Source organism: Spiractinospora alimapuensis, from assembly GCF_018437505.1.
GTDB lineage: Bacteria > Actinomycetota > Actinomycetes > Streptosporangiales > Streptosporangiaceae > Spiractinospora > Spiractinospora alimapuensis.
This window is the reverse complement of sequence record NZ_CP072467.1, coordinates 501,377-518,866: the sequence shown is the minus strand read 5'-3', so window position 1 is coordinate 518,866 and position 17,490 is coordinate 501,377. Positions and strand designations below refer to the sequence as shown.

At 69.0% G+C, this 17,490-nt stretch carries 22 protein-coding genes, 1 pseudogene and 1 riboswitch; of the genes and pseudogenes, 11 read left to right on the top strand and 12 right to left on the bottom strand.

Annotated elements, in window-relative coordinates:
• Window positions 1-15: 15 nt before the first annotated feature.
• Entirely contained in the window at window positions 16-1,041 is a 1,026-nt protein-coding gene (locus J4H86_RS02325; protein ID WP_236541579.1) for an ABC transporter substrate-binding protein, read from the bottom strand.
• Between the two features lie 64 nt (window positions 1,042-1,105).
• A riboswitch (cobalamin riboswitch) is annotated at window positions 1,106-1,288 on the bottom strand.
• Window positions 1,289-1,359: 71 nt separating this feature from the next.
• Here J4H86_RS02325 and J4H86_RS02320 point away from each other — a divergent pair.
• On the top strand, window positions 1,360-1,776 hold the full coding sequence (locus tag J4H86_RS02320) for a hypothetical protein (RefSeq protein WP_236541577.1): 417 nt from the start codon (window positions 1,360-1,362) through the stop codon (window positions 1,774-1,776).
• 79 nt (window positions 1,777-1,855) lie between these two features.
• Here J4H86_RS02320 and J4H86_RS02315 read toward each other — a convergent pair whose 3' ends face one another.
• A complete protein-coding gene (locus tag J4H86_RS02315; protein WP_236541575.1) occupies window positions 1,856-2,236 on the bottom strand; it encodes an RNHCP domain-containing protein in 381 nt (126 codons plus the stop codon).
• Window positions 2,237-2,593: 357 nt separating this feature from the next.
• Here J4H86_RS02315 and J4H86_RS02310 point away from each other — a divergent pair, with 357 nt between their 5' ends.
• A complete protein-coding gene (locus J4H86_RS02310) occupies window positions 2,594-2,989 on the top strand; it encodes a hypothetical protein (RefSeq protein ID WP_236541574.1) in 396 nt (131 codons plus the stop codon).
• A 10-nt stretch (window positions 2,990-2,999) separates the two neighbouring features.
• On the opposite strand, the gene J4H86_RS02305 is transcribed toward J4H86_RS02310, so the two are convergent.
• Window positions 3,000-3,536, bottom strand: coding sequence for a CGNR zinc finger domain-containing protein (locus J4H86_RS02305; protein ID WP_236541572.1), 537 nt, complete (start codon window positions 3,534-3,536; stop codon window positions 3,000-3,002).
• Between the two features lie 86 nt (window positions 3,537-3,622).
• Between J4H86_RS02305 and J4H86_RS02300 the strand changes: the two genes are divergently transcribed.
• The gene (locus J4H86_RS02300) at window positions 3,623-4,447 is read left to right on the top strand and encodes an alpha/beta fold hydrolase (RefSeq protein ID WP_236541571.1); all 825 of its coding nucleotides are present in this window, start codon (window positions 3,623-3,625) and stop codon (window positions 4,445-4,447) included.
• 123 nt (window positions 4,448-4,570) lie between these two features.
• On the top strand, window positions 4,571-5,596 hold the full coding sequence (locus J4H86_RS02295) for a hypothetical protein (protein WP_236541569.1): 1,026 nt from the start codon (window positions 4,571-4,573) through the stop codon (window positions 5,594-5,596).
• On the opposite strand, the gene J4H86_RS02290 is transcribed toward J4H86_RS02295, so the two are convergent.
• The 4 genes from J4H86_RS02290 to J4H86_RS02275 all read right to left on the bottom strand — a co-directional run bounded on the left by J4H86_RS02290 (window position 5,562) and on the right by J4H86_RS02275 (window position 8,910).
• On the bottom strand, window positions 5,562-7,031 hold the full coding sequence (locus tag J4H86_RS02290; protein ID WP_236541568.1) for a sodium/glutamate symporter: 1,470 nt from the start codon (window positions 7,029-7,031) through the stop codon (window positions 5,562-5,564). The genes J4H86_RS02295 and J4H86_RS02290 overlap by 35 nt on opposite strands.
• Before the next feature lie 188 nt (window positions 7,032-7,219).
• Window positions 7,220-7,828 carry a TetR/AcrR family transcriptional regulator gene (locus J4H86_RS02285; protein WP_236541566.1) on the bottom strand — a complete coding sequence of 203 codons (609 nt, stop codon included), beginning with the start codon at window positions 7,826-7,828 and terminating at the stop codon, window positions 7,220-7,222.
• A gap of 115 nt (window positions 7,829-7,943) precedes the next feature.
• A complete protein-coding gene (locus J4H86_RS02280; RefSeq protein WP_236541564.1) occupies window positions 7,944-8,123 on the bottom strand; it encodes a DUF397 domain-containing protein in 180 nt (59 codons plus the stop codon).
• A gap of 1 nt (window position 8,124) precedes the next feature.
• A complete protein-coding gene (locus J4H86_RS02275) occupies window positions 8,125-8,910 on the bottom strand; it encodes a helix-turn-helix domain-containing protein (protein ID WP_236541563.1) in 786 nt (261 codons plus the stop codon).
• 181 nt (window positions 8,911-9,091) lie between these two features.
• Between J4H86_RS02275 and J4H86_RS02270 the strand changes: the two genes are divergently transcribed.
• From J4H86_RS02270 to J4H86_RS02250, 5 genes are all read left to right on the top strand, one after another.
• Window positions 9,092-9,304 (top strand): hypothetical protein, encoded by a 213-nt coding sequence (locus tag J4H86_RS02270; RefSeq protein WP_236541561.1) that lies wholly within the window; start codon window positions 9,092-9,094, stop codon window positions 9,302-9,304.
• Window positions 9,301-9,720 (top strand): ATP-binding protein, encoded by a 420-nt coding sequence (locus J4H86_RS02265; protein ID WP_236541560.1) that lies wholly within the window; start codon window positions 9,301-9,303, stop codon window positions 9,718-9,720. Before J4H86_RS02270 ends, J4H86_RS02265 begins: the two co-directional genes overlap by 4 nt.
• Before the next feature lie 197 nt (window positions 9,721-9,917).
• The gene (locus J4H86_RS02260) at window positions 9,918-10,622 is read left to right on the top strand and encodes a multicopper oxidase domain-containing protein (protein ID WP_236541559.1); all 705 of its coding nucleotides are present in this window, start codon (window positions 9,918-9,920) and stop codon (window positions 10,620-10,622) included.
• Between the two features lie 47 nt (window positions 10,623-10,669).
• Window positions 10,670-11,608 (top strand): ribonuclease Z, encoded by a 939-nt coding sequence (locus J4H86_RS02255; protein ID WP_236541557.1) that lies wholly within the window; start codon window positions 10,670-10,672, stop codon window positions 11,606-11,608.
• Between the two features lie 58 nt (window positions 11,609-11,666).
• Window positions 11,667-12,290, top strand: a complete 624-nt coding sequence (locus J4H86_RS02250) for an FMN-binding negative transcriptional regulator (protein WP_236541555.1) — start codon at window positions 11,667-11,669, stop codon at window positions 12,288-12,290.
• Window positions 12,291-12,297: 7 nt separating this feature from the next.
• Here J4H86_RS02250 and J4H86_RS02245 read toward each other — a convergent pair whose 3' ends face one another.
• The 4 genes and pseudogenes from J4H86_RS02245 to J4H86_RS02235 form a co-directional block, all read right to left on the bottom strand.
• On the bottom strand, window positions 12,298-12,438 hold the full coding sequence (locus J4H86_RS02245; RefSeq protein ID WP_236541554.1) for a hypothetical protein: 141 nt from the start codon (window positions 12,436-12,438) through the stop codon (window positions 12,298-12,300).
• 130 nt (window positions 12,439-12,568) lie between these two features.
• A pseudogene (locus J4H86_RS27565) lies at window positions 12,569-12,694 on the bottom strand (SRPBCC domain-containing protein); the annotation flags it as partial.
• A gap of 130 nt (window positions 12,695-12,824) precedes the next feature.
• Window positions 12,825-13,517, bottom strand: coding sequence for an ABC transporter ATP-binding protein (locus J4H86_RS02240; protein ID WP_236541552.1), 693 nt, complete (start codon window positions 13,515-13,517; stop codon window positions 12,825-12,827).
• Window positions 13,514-14,602 carry an FtsX-like permease family protein gene (locus J4H86_RS02235; protein WP_236541551.1) on the bottom strand — a complete coding sequence of 363 codons (1,089 nt, stop codon included), beginning with the start codon at window positions 14,600-14,602 and terminating at the stop codon, window positions 13,514-13,516. The genes J4H86_RS02240 and J4H86_RS02235 overlap by 4 nt, the downstream gene beginning before the upstream one ends.
• A 180-nt stretch (window positions 14,603-14,782) precedes the next feature.
• On the opposite strand from J4H86_RS02235, the gene J4H86_RS02230 reads away from it, so the two are divergent.
• Together J4H86_RS02230 and J4H86_RS02225 are read left to right on the top strand one after the other, a co-directional pair.
• Entirely contained in the window at window positions 14,783-16,000 is a 1,218-nt protein-coding gene (locus J4H86_RS02230) for a sensor histidine kinase (RefSeq protein WP_236541550.1), read from the top strand.
• Window positions 15,997-16,635, top strand: coding sequence for a response regulator (locus tag J4H86_RS02225; protein WP_269134520.1), 639 nt, complete (start codon window positions 15,997-15,999; stop codon window positions 16,633-16,635). Before J4H86_RS02230 ends, J4H86_RS02225 begins: the two co-directional genes overlap by 4 nt.
• 67 nt (window positions 16,636-16,702) lie before the next feature.
• On the opposite strand, the gene J4H86_RS02220 is transcribed toward J4H86_RS02225, so the two are convergent.
• Entirely contained in the window at window positions 16,703-17,458 is a 756-nt protein-coding gene (locus J4H86_RS02220) for a class I SAM-dependent methyltransferase (RefSeq protein ID WP_236541548.1), read from the bottom strand.
• Window positions 17,459-17,490 lie beyond the last annotated feature (32 nt).

Sequence of the window (17,490 nt, the reverse complement as noted above, 5' to 3'; positions counted from 1 at the left end):
GCGCGGTCGACAGGCTCACTGGCCGGTCTCGTCAGTGAGGCGCGCGCTGATCGTCTCGATGGCGGTAGCGTTCCGCAGCCCCGGGGTGGTCTGGGAGAACGGAAGGACGATGACCGCGTCCTCCTGAAACGCGCGCAACTCCCGCAGCGTCGGGTCGTCCTCGACGAACTCGAGCATGTCGTCGGCGTCGCCCCCACCGAAGTCGGCCACGACGACCAGGTCGGGGTCCCGCTCGACGACCTGCTCCCAGTTCGTACCGGCCCAGTGCCCGGGAAGGTCGTCGAAGGCGTTGTTGACGCCCAGTTCACGGAGGATCATGCCGGGAGCTCCGCAGCATCCGCCGGCGGTCGGGCCGTCGTCGGTGCCCATGTCCCACCAGAAGACGTCCAGGTCCCCAACATCGTCCGGGAGGTTGGCGCGTACCTCGGCGAGGATGTCCTCCTGTTCGGCCACGACCTCCTCCGCGCGGTCCTCGGCACCGAGCAGGGCGCCCACCTCGCGCAGCTCGGTCCAGATCTCGTCGAACTCCAGCGGCCGCTCGTCGTCACGGTCGGGGCAGCGGCCGGGAGCGAGGTAGGACTGCACACCGAGGTCACGCAGTTCCTCCCGCGTGGCGACGCCACCGTCCTCCCGGAACGCGCTCGGGTACACCGCGTAGACGAAATCCGGCTCGGTGTCGAGGATCGTCTCGGGGCTTGGATAGTCCTCTCCGCCGGGATGGATGATGTTGAGCTCCTCGGCCGTCTCCCGGAGCTCCTCGTCCATCCGGTCAAGATCGCCGACCGCGCCAACGACGCGGTCCTCGGCACCCAGCTCGATCAGGTTCTCGATCGCGCCGGTGTTCATGGCGAAGACCCGCTCGGGCGGATCGTCGAACCCCACCTCGAGGCCGCAGTTGTCGACCGTGGTGCCAACTCCGGAAGCACCGTCGTCGTTCTCGGCGGCCTGATCGGAACCGTCGCCGCATCCCGAGAGCAGGACCGCCAGGGCCACCACCGTCGCGGGCACCCGCCAGGGACGCCGAGAACGGGGGCCTCGCACAACGGGAGGTTGGACAGAAATACGCGCACACACGGCCAGGGACCGCCTTTCCACGCCTCGTGGATGGACCGGACATGCCGTGGCCGGTCTCCTGGCTGACGGGTCAAGCGGTCACGCGGCGTCTTCCCGGACCACACCGTGGTCCAGTGACCCCCTCGCGGGGAGCACGTGCCCTTCCCGATCACAGTGGCGAGGGCCGCACCGGTTCTTCACCGGTTTCCCGAACACCACGGCGCGGACGAGCCTACCGAGGGGGCGTGCCCACCCCGTCGGCCGGGGTGCGCCCGGTCGACGCGGCGCCGTGGATAGCATCGCCGGATGACGGACGTGCGTGCGTTCCGGCGTGCCTGCCACACGGCGGCCCGCCGCACAGGGGGCAGGGTGGACGAGTTCCGTCTGTCCCTCGGTGTGACGCCCAACTTCCACCAGGGTGTCATTGCCTACCGGGAGTCCACGGTCGCCGTCGTCTGTCGGCGCGACTCGCCCACGCTGGCGGTCGCGGAGCCGCGACCGATTGATCTCGCCGGCGGCGTCAGGGAGTCGGGCCCGCTGGCGTTCCTCGAAACTCCCACGCTGGCCACCGTCCTGGCGGAAATGCCCGGTTTCCGGGTGTTGCTGCCGTCCGAACTCAAAGGCCCCTTCGACGCCACGGCCTGGCCCGATATCGACCCACAGGACGTCACGTACTGGCGGCCCCGCGATCTCGGCGAGGCCCTGTTCAACTACTGGGACTGACGCTCGCCGCTCGGCGGCGCACCCCGCCCTGGCTGGGGCGGCCACGTCGAGTGACCGCCCCAGCCGATCACCCGTCCCCTCAGAGCTGTGTCAGCCGTTCCATCGGGAACGGCGGCTGGGCGAGTGGGCGGGTGGCGGTGCGCATCAACATGAGTGGGTTGTCGTCGCCGGCGCTCCGGTTGGCCACGAGCGCGTCGCAACCGGCGCAGCGGTGGATGATGACCCACTCCCCGTCGCCACGTACCGCGATGGCGATGGGTTCCATGCCCGCGCCGCAGTCGGCCGCGCGGTCGCCCGAGGTGTGGGCGTCCACGTGCTTGCTGTACAGGCAGTTCGGGCAGTGGTTGCGGTGCCGAGTGCCTGACGCCCGGGTGGGGACGTCGAGTCGGCAGTGCACGCAACGGAAGCTCTCCGGCTCCCGGTGTCGGCGCGTGCGGATGGTGTCGCGTCGCTTGGACACTGTGAGGTGACTCCTCATGACTGGATCGGCGGGTACACACGAACGCGCCGCGTCACGAGGGGGAACACCGGTTCCGGGTCAGGCGGTCGGTGTCCTCCACACGTTGACGACAGCGCTCCGCACCCGGATGACCCCCGTGCACCTCGATCTACACATGCGACAACACACTCTTTCCACTCAGCGAATCGGAATCACGACGAACACGCCGAGCTTGGCTCCGCGCCACCCCCATCTCACCCTCCACGGACGATTCGGGCAATCGATTTTCTTCCTGGTCGCGTATGGGGAGCGAGAAGCCCGTCACACTGACACCTCACCATCTTCATCAATTAAGTTGAGTGCCCTATACTCAACTCCATGAGAAACGCAGCCACATCAGGAGTTCTCAGGGAACACGTCGACACGGCCACACCACCCCCCGAGGTCACACGGGTCGACTACGGCCGGGAGGGCCACGATCTCGTCGTCACGGTTTCGATGACCCCACGTCCGCACCGGGGCGAGGTCGCGGTGGTCCGCGACGGCGACGCCCTACTCGTGGTGTCCACGGCCGACGGTGCGCTGGTGACCACGGTTCCCGTGGACCACGCCGTGCGCTGGGACCGCCTTCGCGTCGACGCGACCACCGAGGGGCTGCGCATGCGCGCCCCCTTCGCCGGACCACGTCCACTGCGGGTCACACCCCGCACCCGACCACGGGGACTCTGGCACCGGACGCGTGCCCGCGTGCGCCGGATCCTCGCGCGTCGCTAGACCACGGCCGCTAGTCGGCGTCCCGGCGGGAACGGTAGGCGCGCATCTTGTGGCGCGCCCCGCAGATGTCCATACTGCACCAGGTGCTGTTGTTCGCGGGGGAGCGGTCGTAGTAGACCCACCGGCACTCTCGTGCCCGACACACCTTGAGTCGCCCACGCCGCCCGGACATCTCGGCCGAGGCCAGCGCCGCGAGAACGTCGGCCGCCACCGCCAACACCGGATCCGGCGTCGCCACAGGCACCGTCATGCCGTCCGCGTCCCACCGCGGAACACCGAGCAACTCCTCCGCGAGTACGTTCAGTCGGGCGCGCGCCGCGGGGTCACCGTCGAGGTGCCCACGAACGGTCTCCCGCACGTCGACCAGCCGCGCCACTCCTCCTGCGTCGATCTGGGTCGCGGCCTCCGAACGGCCATGTTCGCTCAGCCACGCGCGCGCCGACTCTTGGTCGGCGAAGGCATCCCAACCGTGCAGGAACGCCGCCGAGTCACAGAAGGACTCGATCAGGAGCAGTTCCGCCGGAGCTGGTGGTCGCTGGTAGGACATGAAGCACAGTTTACCGCCATCGGGTTTATGACGGTAACTTCCTGTGTTACCATCTAAGTGCAATAGTCAGTAACGGAGGTGTGGTTGTGGAATCGCCCTGGACCCTCGGTCAGACGTTCGACTCGTCCAACGGACAGATCGCCTGGGACCGGCTCGGCTCGGGCCCGCCTGTCGTCCTGCTGCACGGCACGCCCTTCTCCTCCTACGTGTGGCGTGAGGTCGCCGAGGCGCTCGGTCAGGACCACACCGTCTACGTGTGGGACATGCCGGGTTTCGGCCAGTCACAGAAGTTCGACGGGCAGGATGTCTCCCTCCCGGGACAGCAACGGGTGTTCACCGAGCTCCTCGACCACTGGGGACTGGAGTCGCCGGCGGTCGTGGCGCACGACATCGGCGGCGCCATCGCCCTGCGCACCACCCTGCTCGGCGGCGTCCCGTTCGACCGGCTGGCCCTGGTCGACGCGGTGGCGGTGCAGCCCTGGGGAAGTCCGTTCTACCGGCTGGTGAACGAGGGTTCCGACGTACTGGCGGCACTGCCACCCCAGATGCACGAGGCCGTCGTGCGCAGCTACATCTCCGGCGCGACCCACCGAGAGCTCCGCACAGAGGTTCGGGAGACCCTCGTGGAGCCATGGTTGGGCGAGCGGGGCCAGCCCGCGTTCTACCGGCAGATCACCCAGGCCGACCTCCGCGACACCGACGCGGCCGAAGCCCGCCTCGACACTCTGGCCATGCCGGTCACCGTGATCTGGGGCGCCGAGGACGCCTGGATCCCACCCGAACGCGCCGAGCGGCTGGCCCGGACGATCCCCAACGCCGAACTCCACATCCTCCGCGACAGTGGCCACCTGGTCCAGGAGGACGCACCGGCTCGCGTCAGCGCTCTCCTACGCTCCTTCCTCGGGACCTGAACAGAAGACCCCCACGGCGGACACTTTCGGCGCCCTGGGCCGGTCGCGTCCGGGACGAAAGTCGGGAGGCGGGGGACTGTGGACCGATCCAGGTGAGCGCCGCCCCCGCGTAGCGTCCCCGTCATGTCCAGCACACCGACGCCCCTCCGGGGCCGCCTGCCACTCGTCCTGGGTCTTCTGGCGCTGGCCCCGATCAGCGCCGAGTACCTGAGCGGCTACGACGACACCACGGGTGACCCGCTGGCACTGCTGTACGGACTCCTCTTCCTGGGACCTCTGTACGGCGGACCAGCGGTTCTCATCAGGGAGTTCGCGCGGCGGCGCGGACTAGGATGGCCTTCGATCCTCGTTCTGGGCCTGGCGTTCGGGCTGGTCCAGGCCGGGATGATCGACCAGTCGCTGTTCAGCACGTCCTATCGGGACATCGAGTACTGGTCGGACCTGGTCGGTCCCACGTTCGTCGAGCCGCTGGGAACAAGCGCCTTCGGTGTGATGGCGTTCCTCGTGGGCCACGCCGTGTGGAGCTACTGCGCTCCGATCGCGGTGATGGAAGGCGTGTGGCCGGGCGAGCGAGACCAGCCGTGGCTACGGGCCCCGGGGATCATCCTGGTCACCGTCGCCTACCTGGTGGCCGCCACGGCCATCCTGACGGACCACCTCCGCACCGAGTCCGACCACGCGTCGCTCGGCCAACTCCTCGCATCGGCGCTGATCGTCCTCGCCCTGGGTGTGCTCGCGTCGCTCCTGGGACGTCGCCGCCCCACCACACCGACCCAGCGCCAGGTTCCCGCACCATGGCTGCTCGCGCTGGGAGCGGCGATCGTCGCGTTGGTCTTCGACCTCCAGCCCTCGACGTGGACCGGCGTGGCCGGGGGTGGCGCCGCCCTGATCCTCACCGTCGTCGTGATCACCGCCCTCAGCCGCTCCTCCCAATGGACGCCCGCGCACGGCGTCGCACTCGCGGCCGGAGCGCTCACCGGTCGCGCGGTACTGGGGTTCCTCGCCCAGCCGATCGGCGCCGTGTCGGCGGTCGCCAAGTACTCACACAACACGGTGCTGCTGGCACTGGTGCTGACGCTCACCGCTGTCGCGATCCATCGCTCCCTCAGCCCGTTCAGGTCAGGTCGTCGCCCCGGTTCGGTGGACTGAACTCGGCCGCCACGGCTGTCGCCGTTGCCGGGGCCCGCATCCGCCCGAGGTACAGCAGCCCGACGAGGAGACTCACCACGAGGAGGACACTCATACCGATCAAGAAGGGAGCCGGCCCGAAACCGGCGATCAACGGGAGCGACGCCGCCGTGATGAGGCCCCCACCGAAGAACGGCTCCAGGATGAGCTGTTTGTAGCCGAACGCCTGGTATGCGGGGGTTTTCAGCTCGGGGTCGGCGATCCGCAGCAGGATCAGGCCGGTCGCGGTGACACCCATCGACTGCCCCGTGTCCGCGATCCCGCGCTCGAACCAGTAGTCCGGCAACATGCGCGGCGCCAGGAACAGAAAGGCACCGACACACCACAGGATGCCCGCGAGCGCGAGAATGACGAACGGCCCGAGATTGTCCGCGATCGCGGTCAGCGACAGACTTCCCAGCGCCGCGATGATCAGCGCGTCGAGCGCGAAGCCCTGGATACGCTCGACCATCAGGCGATCGACGACCTCGGCCCGGTCGAAACGTTCGATGGCGAACTGGACCACCACACCGCCGAGCATGGCCAAGGGAAAGAGCGGAACGAAGGCGAAGATCTCCACCCGGTCCGCCCACAGGAGCCGCTCCAGGGACTGCAGTCCCCACAGCATGAGCTGCCCGATGCCGACGGCGAGGGCGATCAGCCCGAAGTGCAGGGCCAGGGGCTCGACCGAGGACGGCCGAACGGTCAGGATCGCCGCCGCGCTTCGCTGCTGCCGCTCAACGATTCCACGCTGCTCGCTGACGGACGGACCCGAGTCGAGGCTGAGGGCGGCCGTGTGCCCGCGCCGCACTCCCCAGTTCACCAGGATGATCCCGAGAATGATCCCGCTCAGCAGCCCCACCGTGGCCAGCCCCAAGGCAAGGTCCTGACCCTCGGCGAATCCGAGCTCCTCGAACGTGCCTCCCATGCCTGCCGCGGTGCCGTGTCCACCTTCGAATCCGATCTCGATCAGGGCGCCGGACATGGGCGGTAGCCCGAAGACGGGTGTCAACACGAGCAGGGCGAGGAGAAGCCCGATCACGTACTGGCCGCTTCCTAGCGTGATCCCGAACGCGACCTGGGGTCCCGCCAAGCGGCCGGCCTCGCTGAGTTTCGGCAGGCGGAAGCCGAGGAACAGCGCCGCGAAGACCACCGAGATCAGCAGCCCCGGGATCGCCGACCACACATCGATGATGTTCGCGGTGAACACGCCCCCGTCGGCGAACCACTCGACTCCGAACCACGACATGACCCGGCCTAGGACCTCAGGCCCCAGCAGAAGCGCGAGCCCGCCAGCGATCAGGGAACTCGGGATGAAGAGCCGCTGCGACAGCCGCCACCGAATCCGGATCAGCTTCGCGAGGAGAAGCAACATGCCCAGCAGCAGAACTGCGAGTCCAATGGCTTCAGCGGTCATGTGACACCTTCTGCGATCACGTCGACACCCCTCCGAGAACCAAGAGTGACCATACGACCACCCGGAGCATCGTATTCGATCCTCGCGTCGACGTGGTCGCTCCGTGGACACCGCCGGCCGCTCGGCGGTGTGGGGGAGGGAAGGATCTCCGGCTGTCAGCCCACCCGACGGAAAACCCGGATGGGGGGTTACGCCACCTCCGCGAGCACCCGACACCACTGGTCGACGATCCGGTCCGTCACCTCCTGGGCGGTGTGCCCGGACGGCGGGTCCAGGAGCGTCCCGTGTACCTGCGCGTCGACGCCCTGGACGACGAGCAGCACGTCCAACACGTCCACAGGGCGTTCCCGGACGCGCCCGAGCTCCTCGGCGAGCACGGCGGCCACCTCGTGCTCCACCTCCCGCACCCTGGCCAGGAGCGCCGGTGTCCGCTCCGCCTGAGCGACGAACAGCCGGTGGAGGTCCGGCTCCTTGGCGTGCCACTCCGCGACGGTTCCCACGACGTCGCGCACCACCCCCTCCACTTCGCCGTGGCGCGCACCGGCCGCACGGATCGTCTCCCGCAGTGCGGTGACCATCGCCGTCGCGTGGCGGTCGGCGAGTTCCAGCAGCAGGGCGTCCTTGTTCGGGAAGTACTGGTACAGCGAACCGATCGACACCCCCGCCCGCTCGGCGACGCGGTTCGTGGTGACCCCGAGGTAACCGTCACGGACGAACAGTTGCTCCGCGGCTTCCAGGATCCACTCCACGGTCTCCCGGGAGCGTTGCTGTCGGGGCCGCTTGCGGGGCGCGGACACAGGAACTCTTCCATCGGTCACGTCCATGAACATCCGGACCGCACAGCGTATCGACCCTCCTGGCACGCTCCACGCTACGCGGAGCACACAGAGCGACGCTCCATACGTGGCGCAGCTACATTTCACCGCGCCGGACCGCGCCTAGCAGCGCGCGCCACTCGGCGACCGGAACGGACAGGTGCCCCTGGCCACGGTTCTGCGTATCCCGGATCAGGACGCGCTCCTGGTCTGTGCGGCACTCAACGCAGTTGGGATGGTCGCCACCTGTATAGCTACTTGTGACCCACTGATCCACGTCACAGATCCTTTCTGACCGCCGAGATGAACTCGGCAGATGCCTTAACAGTCAAAGCCTCAGCCAACAGGTTGTCGAACAGAGCGAGGAAGTAGTTCACTTTAGGCCCATACACCACATTGACGCCCGTACGGTATTCCTCGTGCGCGATCATCCGCCCGTCGTCCAAGGTCATTATGCGAAACGATCCGAAGAGACCTGGGTGGTAGGGGGTGAGTTCCGGGATGACGAGCACCTTGATGCGCCGCTCCTCAATCTGCCCCAGCACCGCATCGAGCTGGCGCCGGGCGATCTCATACGATCCGATGATGCGCCGCACCACCGCCTCGTCAACGACAAAAGTCAGGGCGGTGCTTCCGATGGCCTCCATTCGGGCGACACGGGCGGCCGCGAGCCGTTCGACCTGAGCGCTATCCCAGGTACCAGTACTGCGCAGTAGCACTTCCGCATATTCTGCGGTCTGCAACAGCCCGGGCAAGAGGGTGGGCTGATACTCCCGGATCTCCGTTGACTTACGTTCGACCTTCGCGTAGTCGCGCCAGTCCTCGGGAATCTCGCGCTCGTCCTGCACCTCGTCCCACTTCTGCACGAGTGCCCCGCCCGTGGCCAGCGCGTTATCCGCGGCGATGGCGTGATCTCGGCTGGGGCGTCGCGTTCCCCCCTCGAAAGAGCTGATGGTCGAGGCACCCAGGTGCATTTCCCGGGCGAGCTTGTCCTGGGCCAAGCCCGCTGCGGTGCGGTGGAACCGTAGCTCCGCACCCCATTGCGTCCACTTGTCATCACCCATATTCGCAGTCTTGTGCAGAGCCTCTACGGATCGCTACTGATCTCACAAATCTGTGCACAACTGCGAAGCCCCTGGCGAACGCCCACGCTGACCGCGAGTCTGGTCCCACAAGCAAGGCGCCCCCGCGACCGCTGACACCGGTCCGGAGGCATGGCCAACGACTGAGTAGGAGTCGATGACAGTGACCCAGCCTAACCTCTATGCCCGGCGTCGAGCCCGGCGTATCCGTCCCTATCTGACACAGACAGTGGCGGTGGACATCGAGCCAGAGAACCCAGCCCTCCCTTCGCTGGTTCCTTCGACCACACCGTTGCTGCGTCGGATGGCGTTGGGTGCCGCCCCCACCGAGGAGATCCCGGTCGTGACGGTCCATCCGGGGGTGAGCTGGCTATGAGCACCGTTCTCGCGGATACCGCTGAATGTTGTCTGCCCGGCACTCCCGCGAGTGTCGCCCGCGCCCGCGCGTGGCTCGAAGCCTGGCTGCGAGCCCTCGACGTCAAAGACGAAACCGTCGAGACCGCCGCCTTCGTCCTCAGCGAGCTCGCCAGCAACGCCGTGAAGCACAGCCGCAGCGCCGGACCCACCGGTCGATACCACGTCCACCTACTCGACGTCACCGACGCACTGCTCGTCTCGGTCAGCGACGCCGGCGGACCCCGCATGTTCCGGCCACCGGGCACCGCTGTACTCGACGATCCACTCGCCGAGTCAGGCCGTGGCCTCGCCCTCGTCGACCGCTGCTCGGATCGATGGTGGATCCACGGCGACATGAACGGCCGCACCGTCACCGCCGAACTGGCACTCACCTAAACCCGCGCCCGCACCCACGACCGGAAGAGCACCACCGGCCCGAGCCACGCGCCGGCGGCGAGCCACCGTCCACCAAGCCCCCCGTCCGCGTCCCCACCCCTCCGGGACGCGGACGGGGCACTCTCCCGTCCCTCCGCCTGATCAACACCGACAGCGACCCGCACTGGTTCAGTCTGCTCGGCACGCCCTTCCGCGTCGTGGCGGTCGACGGGCGTGACCTCAACGAACCCGACGACATCGAAGAGCAGGGGCTTCGGCTTCCGGCCGGCGGCCGCTACGACGTCACCTTCACCATGCCGGAGGGACCGGTGGCCCTCCTCATCGACCACGACCCCGACGGTGGGCTGCGCGTACGCCCGGAGGACGCGGCGAGCGAGGAGATGCCCGACGGGGTCGGGGACACCAGAGCGTGGCCGGACCTCGACTTCTTCGACTACGGGGAGCCGGCGGAACTTCCCTTCGATCGCGACGGGCCCTTCGACCGCGAGTTCGACATGGTGCTGGATCGCGGCCTGGCCCGCGTCGGCGGAGTTCCGGCCTACGCGCAGACCGTGAACGGCTACGCGTTCCCGACGATCCCCACCCAGTTGGTCGACGCGGGGGATCTCGTACTGCTCACCCTGGTGAACCGCAGCTTCGAACCCCATCCCTGGCACCTGCACGGCCACACCGTCTATGTCCTGGAACGCAACGGTCAGGTCCCCTCGGGCAGCCCCATTCCGCACGACACCTTCGACGTGCTCCCGGGAGAGACGTGGGTGGTGGGGTTCCAAGCCTCGAACCCGGGATTGTGGATGAACCACTGCCACGACCTACGCCACGCCCATGACGGCATGATGCTGCGCCTCGACTACACCGGTATCTCCTCTCCCTTCGACGAGGAACACCACCAGGGGCACTGACCCCCGCGTGGTCCGATCCCGGGGCCCGTGACTGCCAGGATGAGGCCATGCGAGAACTGGTCATCCTGGGTACCGCCAGCGCCGTCCCCACGAAGCGGCGCAACCACAACGGGTACTTCCTGCGCTGGGACCAGGAGGGCATCCTGTTCGACCCCGGGGAGGGGACCCAGCGGCAGATGCGGTTCGCCGGTCTCGCCCCGTCGGACGTGACACAGGTCTGTGTGACCCACTTCCACGGCGACCACTGTCTCGGACTCCCCGGCGTACTGCAGGGAATCGCGCGGACACGGGTCGCCCACCCGGTGCGGGTCGCCTATCCAGCGGCGGGGGAGGAGTACTGGAAGCGGCTGCGTGAGGCCACGGTGTTCGACGACACCGCGACCGTGAACCCGCGCCCCGTCGGCGGCGAGGGCGGTTGTCCGCTCGGCCCCGGCCCACGCGTCACGGCGCTGCCGCTCTCGCACCGGATTCCCACCTTCGGCTATCGCATCCAGGAACCGGACGGGTGGACGATGCTCCCGGACCGTCTCGCCGCGCGGGGCGTGCGGGGACCCGACATCGGCCGTCTCCGTGAGCAGGGAGAGATCCGGACCGCCGCGGGCGACCGGGTGACGCTCGCCGAGTGCGCCGCGCCACGGAAGGGGCAGTCGATGGCGTTCGTCATGGACACACGCTGGTGCGACAACGCTCTACGCCTCGCCGACCAGGTCGACCTCCTCGTCATCGAATCGACGTTCCTGGACTGCGAGGCGGAACTGGCGCAGGAGACCGGCCATCTCACGGCCCGGCAGGCCGGGCGCGTCGCCAGGGAGGCGGGCGCGCGTCAGCTCGTTCTCACCCACCTGTCCGAACGGTACGGCCTCGGCGACGACCCCCGGTTCGTGGCCGAGGCGGCGTCGGAGTTCCCCGGAAGCGTGGTCCTGGCCCAGGACCTCCATCGTGTGCCGCTTCCCACCCGGCCCCGTCCCGGGCTCGGCGGGCGCTGAACAATACGCTGGATCCTGGATCGCCCTGGTGTGCGACGAGCGACAGAAAGGGGCCACGATGTACGTTCCCTCCTACAACGCCGTCTCCGACGAGCAACTGCGGCACCTGCTGGTCCACCACGGCGCCGGCGACCTCGTCACCCCCACCGCCGACGGGCTGCGGGCGACGATGCTCCCGCTGGTCTACGACCCCGACCTCGGCGACCACGGAGCGCTCCTCGGCCACTTCGCACGCAACAACCCCCACTGGCAGTCACCCCCGACCGGTGAGTCACTGGTCATCCTCCGCGGCCCCGACGCCTACGTCAGCCCTGGCTGGTACGAAACGAAGCGGGAACACGGCCGCGTCGTGCCAACGTGGAACTACCTGACCGCCCACGTGTTCGGTGAGCTGCGCCTCCATGACGACCCCGCGTGGCTCGACGGCCACGTTCGCCGCCTGACCGACCTCCATGAGGCCACCGAGGCACGACCGTGGTCGACCGATGACGCCCCCGAACGCTTCATCGCCGGGCAACTGCGCGCCATCGTCGGCGTCGAGCTACGCATCTCCCGGATCGAGGCGCGCGCGAAACTCAGCCAGAACCGGTCGGCCGCCGACCAGGACGGCGTCATCGAGGGACTTCACGCTCGGGGGGACCACGCCAGCGCCAACGCGGTCCGGGACGCGCGCTCCGGTTGAGTGGGCGTCACTCGCCGGAGCGGCCCTCGGCCAACTCCGTCAGTAAGGACAGCCCCGCCTGCCACCCCTGGGTGTTCTCCTCGGCGTAGCGCCGCCGCTCCTCGTCGCTTCCGTGCAGCGCGGCGAAACCCGACTCCACGATCCTCACCCGGGAACGCTGATCGCCATCCGGTTCCAGGGAACTCCACGAGCGTGGCGTTGCCGGGGTCCGGCGCGACGTCGGGGACCAGTGCCCACCGTACGGTGAGCAGGCGTTCCGGACGGACGTCCTCCACCACGCCGAGGAACCGTCCGTGCTCGGCCCACTCGAAGACCGCGGCCCCACCGGGAACGGCGTCGAGCTCGGCGCCGTCGAACGCGAACCACCGCCGGATGCCCGCACCGTCCGCGATCAGGGGCCACACTCGTTCCACCGGAGCGCCCACACGCGCGACGCACTCGATCCGATCACTGTTCACGCCGCCTCCTCGCCTCGCCCACGTCCACCCTAGTGCGGCGGCCCGCTCCGCCTCGGCCACACGCGCCGAGGCGGGGTCACCGATGACCCGCGGGTTCGGCCTCGCCGGTGAGGTGGCCGTCGCGCATGTGTGCCACCGTGTCGGCGGCGTCCAGGTACTCGGTGTCGTGGGTGACCAGCACGGTGGCGATCGCGAACCGTCGGGTGACCGTCGCGACCAGGTCCGTGATCCCACGGCCCCTAGCATGGTCCAGGGCCGCGGTGGGTTCGTCCACCAACAGCACACTCGGTTGTCCCATGGGGGCGCGGGCGATGTTCACGCGCTGACGTTCACCTCCCGAGAGCTGGTGCGGGCGGCGATGGCGTTTGTTCTCCAGACCCACCGTGCGCAGGAGCTCCTCGGCCGCGGATCGGGCCGCCGCCACGGAACCGCCCCGAAGGTGCTCGGTGACCAGAAGGTTCTCCTCGGCGGTGAGCGAACCGACCAGGTTGGGTTGTTGGAACACGATCCCGATCCTGGACGCGCGTAGATGCGTGCGCCGCGCCGGCGACAGGTGGGTCACGTCGACGTCGTCGATTCGGACGGTTCCGGACGCGGGGCGCATCAGCGTCGCGGCCACCGCGAGCAGGCTCGACTTGCCGGAGCCGGAGGGGCCGACCACGGCCGCCACCTCACCTGGCGCGACGTGCAGCGACACGCCGGCGAGAGCGGTGACCTGGTCCTCCCCGTCGGGGTAGGTGAGGGACACGTCGTGCAGCGTGAGACTCATCGGACACCTCCCAGTGCCGTCAGGGGATCAACCGAGGTCACGCGCCGGACCGCGAGCGCCGCGCCCGCCATACCGAGCGCGACCATGCCGGCGACCGGGAACAGCGTGGTCGCCAGCGTGGACTCGAACGGCACCATCGTCGCGGCGGCGGCTCCGACCGCGACTCCCAACGCGCCGCCGAGTACGGCGCCTCCGGTCAGAACGAGGAACGCCTGGGTGAGCGCGTCGCGCAGCAGGTAGCGGGTCGACGCCCCGAGCGCCTTCAGGATGGCGATGTCCCCGGAGCGCTGAATCGTCCAGACCGTGAGGAACGCCCCGGTGACCAGGGCCGAGATCGCGTAGAGGAAACCCAGCATCATCCGCAGTGAGCCGTTCTCCGACGAGAAGGCGCCGATGGCGCTCAGGCTGTCGGCGACGTCGACCGAGAGGGTGTCTGCGGCCAGGTCGGCCGCTGCGACGTCCAGGTCCCCGTCGACCTCCACCGCCAGAACCGTCGCCTCGTCCCCGGGCTCCGCGTCCGGTGTGTGGCCGGGGTCGAGGCCGCGCCAGGTGTCCAGGGTGGTCCACAGGGCCGGCATGTGGCTGTAGTAGGCGTCTCCGGCCACCGCCGACACGGTCAGCTCCCGCCCGGACACCGTCATCGTGTCGCCCGGGACGATCCCCTCCTCCTCGGCGAACCCTTCGGGGACCACGACCTCTCCGTCCGCCACGCGTTCCGGGGCGAGGCCGCTGTCCGGTGGGGCCCCGAACACGGTGACGCCCGTGGTGCCCACGGCGATGTCCGCCCTGGCCTGGGTGACACCCACCAGATGCGCGGCGGCCACGCCCGGGGCCGCGGCCCATTCGTCCCGCTGCGGGGCGTCAACCACGCTGTCCTCGAACGACTCCTCCGGATCGGCCTCACCGGAGGACCCGAACACGATCCGGTCCGTGGGCAGATCACGCACCGCGGAGGTGGACTGGCTGGCGAGCCCCGCTGTCAGTCCCGACAGCAGCACGATCAGCATGGTGATGAGTGCGACCACCGAACCCATGAGCGCGAAACGCCCCCACGCGAACCGTATGTCGCGAACGGCGATGAACACGGTTTTCCTCTCTCGACGTCGACATCACCATCCAGGGTGGGACGCGCCGGCGTTCGTGCCATCGCGGAGAAGGTGGATCTCTGGTGTCCGAATGCCCGACCAGGGGATCAATCGAATGATTGATGCGTGCGGACACCAGAGGTGCCTAGGGTGTGGACCGGGTCGGGGGTGAGTCGGGGAATGGCAGTTGGGGCGCGGTCCACGGCATCGTGGCTACCGCCGGGCATCACCGTGTTGCGCGGGCTCCGGTGGGTGCTTCACGCCAGCTTCCTGCTCCTGCTCACGATCGCCGCGGTGCAGGGAGTCGCGGACGACGCGCCGTACCGCTGGGTCGCGGCCGGGGGAGCCGCGCTGCTGGCCGTGGTGTACGCGACCGGTGGGCGCGCGGCACGGCGTGACGCGCGCCGGTGGACTCAACTCCTGTGGCTCGCCGTGGTCACGGCACTATGGGGCGGACTCCTCGTTGCCAGCCCGCACTTTTCCTGGGTCGCGTTCCCGCTGTTCTTCTGGCACCTCCACCTCTTGGGGGGACGTCACGCCGTGGGGGCGATCGCCGTCATCACCGCCGCGGTGGTGGCCACGCAGGGGCTGCACTCGGGCGGACTGGACGCCGCTATGGTGCTCGGGCCGGCGCTGGGCGCGGTGTCGGCCGTGGTGATCTCGGTTGGCTACAGCACGCTGTATCGGGAGAGTCAGCAGCGCCTGCGGCTCATCGAGGAGCTCACCCGTGCCCGGGACGAGCTGTCGTCCAGCCAGCACCGGGCGGGAGTCCTCGCCGAACGGGAGCGGCTGGCACGGGAGATCCACGACACGCTCGCCCAGGGGCTGTCCAGCATCGTTCTCCTCCTCCGGGCGGCGGAGAACGAGCTTCCGGCGGGACGCGGACGCGACCACGTCCGTGACGCACGTGCGAGCGCGGTCACCAACCTCGAGGAAGCGCGCCGGTTCGTCCGCGACCTCACTCCTCCCTCCCTCGCGACGCAGAGCCTGGCCGAGGCCCTTCGCCGTCTGTGCCAGCGGGTGGGGCGGGAGAGTGGGATCGACTGCCAGTCCCGGATCGACGGGCCGCCCACGCCTCTCCCCGCTGCCGTGGAGGTCGCGCTGCTGCGGTCCGCCCAGGCGAGTCTCGCCAACGTGGTGGCGCACGCGCGGGCCACCACAACGGTCGTCACCCTGGGGTTTCTCGGCAACGAGGTCACGCTGGACATCTTCGACGACGGCGTCGGTTTCGACCCCGCCGCCCTCGACACCTACGAGGGTGGGACAGGTTTCGGACTGATCGCGCTGCGCGACCGGATCACCGCGTTCGGCGGCACGGTCGACGTCGAGACCTCGCCGGGCCTCGGCACCGCCATCGCGGTACGGCTGCCACTGTCCGACGAAGGCGAGGCGACGTGACGGACGATCCCCTGCGGCTGCTGCTCGTGGACGACCACCCGGTCGTCCGGCGCGGCCTGCGCGCCATGTTCGACGACCGCTCGGACATGACGGTCGTCGCCGAGGTGTCCGGAGGTGAGGAGGCACTGGCGGCGGTACGTCGCGGTGGGATCGACGTGGTGCTCATGGACCTGCGACTCGGCGCGGCGATGGACGGTGTGACCGCCACCCGCCGGATCACCGAACGCCCCGAGGCGCCCCCGGTGTTGGTGCTCACGACATACGACACCGACGCCGACATCCTCTCCGCCGTCGAGGCCGGCGCGACCGGCTACATCCTGAAGGACGCTCCCCCCGAGGAGCTGTGCCAGGCGGTACGCACCGCCGCGCAGGGACAGACGGCGCTCGCCCCGTCCGTGGCACGGCGGCTCATGCACCGTCTACGCGACACGCGACCCGCGCTCAGCGCCCGCGAGGTGGAGATCCTCGGCCTGCTGTCCCGCGGCATGTCCAACCGGGCGATCTCCCGTGAACTGTTCATCAGCGAATCCACGGTCAAGACCCACCTGGTGCACATCTTCGACAAGCTGGATGTCGACAGCCGCACCGCCGCGGTCCACGCCGCCGTGGACCGCGGCGTCATTCGGATGGAGTGACACCGTGTGTACACGGCGCTGTGAGGCCGTGTAGGAGTGGCATGGGACCTGGTGACGCACCCGCGCCTCACACACGTCGTGCGACCGTGATGATCTCCGGGCTCGTCGCCGTCAACGGGTCGCGGTTCCAGCTTCCGTAGCGCTCCACCACGGCGAGTCCGCTGTCGGCGAGGAACCCGTCGAGGCTGTCGACGTCGAGGAAACGGAGTGTGCTCTCTCCACTGATGGGCTCCTTCAGTCCGTTCGCGGCGTAGGTGCCGGTGAACGTCACCGTGTCACCGTCGACTTTGCGGAGCTCGGGGGTGTAGCGCACCCGGCCGATCATGGGGTGGGAGTTGGTCACGGGGTGGTCCGGTGTCCACCGCTCCCATGCGCGCACGGCCGGGTTCCGTGTCTCGAACACCAGCCGACCCTCGCGCCTCAGTGCTCCGCGCATCGCGGACAGGGAGTGCCGTACCTCTTGGTCGCTGACCAGTTCCTGGAACGCGTGCCCCGTCATGATGACCAGGTCGAACTCCGCCGCCCAGGAAACGGAGGCCGCGTCGCCCACGACCCACTCGATCCCGCTTCCTCCCGCGGTCGTCTCCCGGGCGCGGGCGACCTCCAACATCGCCTCCGCGGGGTCGAGCCCGACCAGACGGCCCGTGTGGCCCTGGTCCCTCGCGTGCCGGAGCAGGGTGCCCGTGCCGCAGCCCACGTCAAGCACCGAGCCCGTCGCCATGATGATCTCGAGGTAGAACTCGTCCCCGGACCGGCCACCCCAGGGGTAGAGCCTGTCGTAGAGTATCGCCGCCATGGGATCGCCAAAGAGAGATTCGCCCATGTCCCGAGCGTCGCATCGTCCCCTTCCCACGA

Coding starts and splice junctions, on each gene's coding strand:
- J4H86_RS02320 (WP_236541577.1), top strand. CDS start 1,360: ATGACGGACGTGCGTGCGTTCCGGCGTGCCTGCCACACGGCGGCCCGC.
- J4H86_RS02310 (WP_236541574.1), top strand. CDS start 2,594: ATGAGAAACGCAGCCACATCAGGAGTTCTCAGGGAACACGTCGACACG.
- J4H86_RS02305 (WP_236541572.1), bottom strand. CDS start 3,536: ATGTCCTACCAGCGACCACCAGCTCCGGCGGAACTGCTCCTGATCGAG.
- J4H86_RS02295 (WP_236541569.1), top strand. CDS start 4,571: ATGTCCAGCACACCGACGCCCCTCCGGGGCCGCCTGCCACTCGTCCTG.
- J4H86_RS02290 (WP_236541568.1), bottom strand. CDS start 7,031: ATGACCGCTGAAGCCATTGGACTCGCAGTTCTGCTGCTGGGCATGTTG.
- J4H86_RS02275 (WP_236541563.1), bottom strand. CDS start 8,910: ATGGGTGATGACAAGTGGACGCAATGGGGTGCGGAGCTACGGTTCCAC.
- J4H86_RS02265 (WP_236541560.1), top strand. CDS start 9,301: ATGAGCACCGTTCTCGCGGATACCGCTGAATGTTGTCTGCCCGGCACT.
- J4H86_RS02255 (WP_236541557.1), top strand. CDS start 10,670: ATGCGAGAACTGGTCATCCTGGGTACCGCCAGCGCCGTCCCCACGAAG.
- J4H86_RS02250 (WP_236541555.1), top strand. CDS start 11,667: ATGTACGTTCCCTCCTACAACGCCGTCTCCGACGAGCAACTGCGGCAC.
- J4H86_RS02240 (WP_236541552.1), bottom strand. CDS start 13,517: ATGAGTCTCACGCTGCACGACGTGTCCCTCACCTACCCCGACGGGGAG.
- J4H86_RS02230 (WP_236541550.1), top strand. CDS start 14,783: ATGGCAGTTGGGGCGCGGTCCACGGCATCGTGGCTACCGCCGGGCATC.
- J4H86_RS02220 (WP_236541548.1), bottom strand. CDS start 17,458: ATGGGCGAATCTCTCTTTGGCGATCCCATGGCGGCGATACTCTACGAC.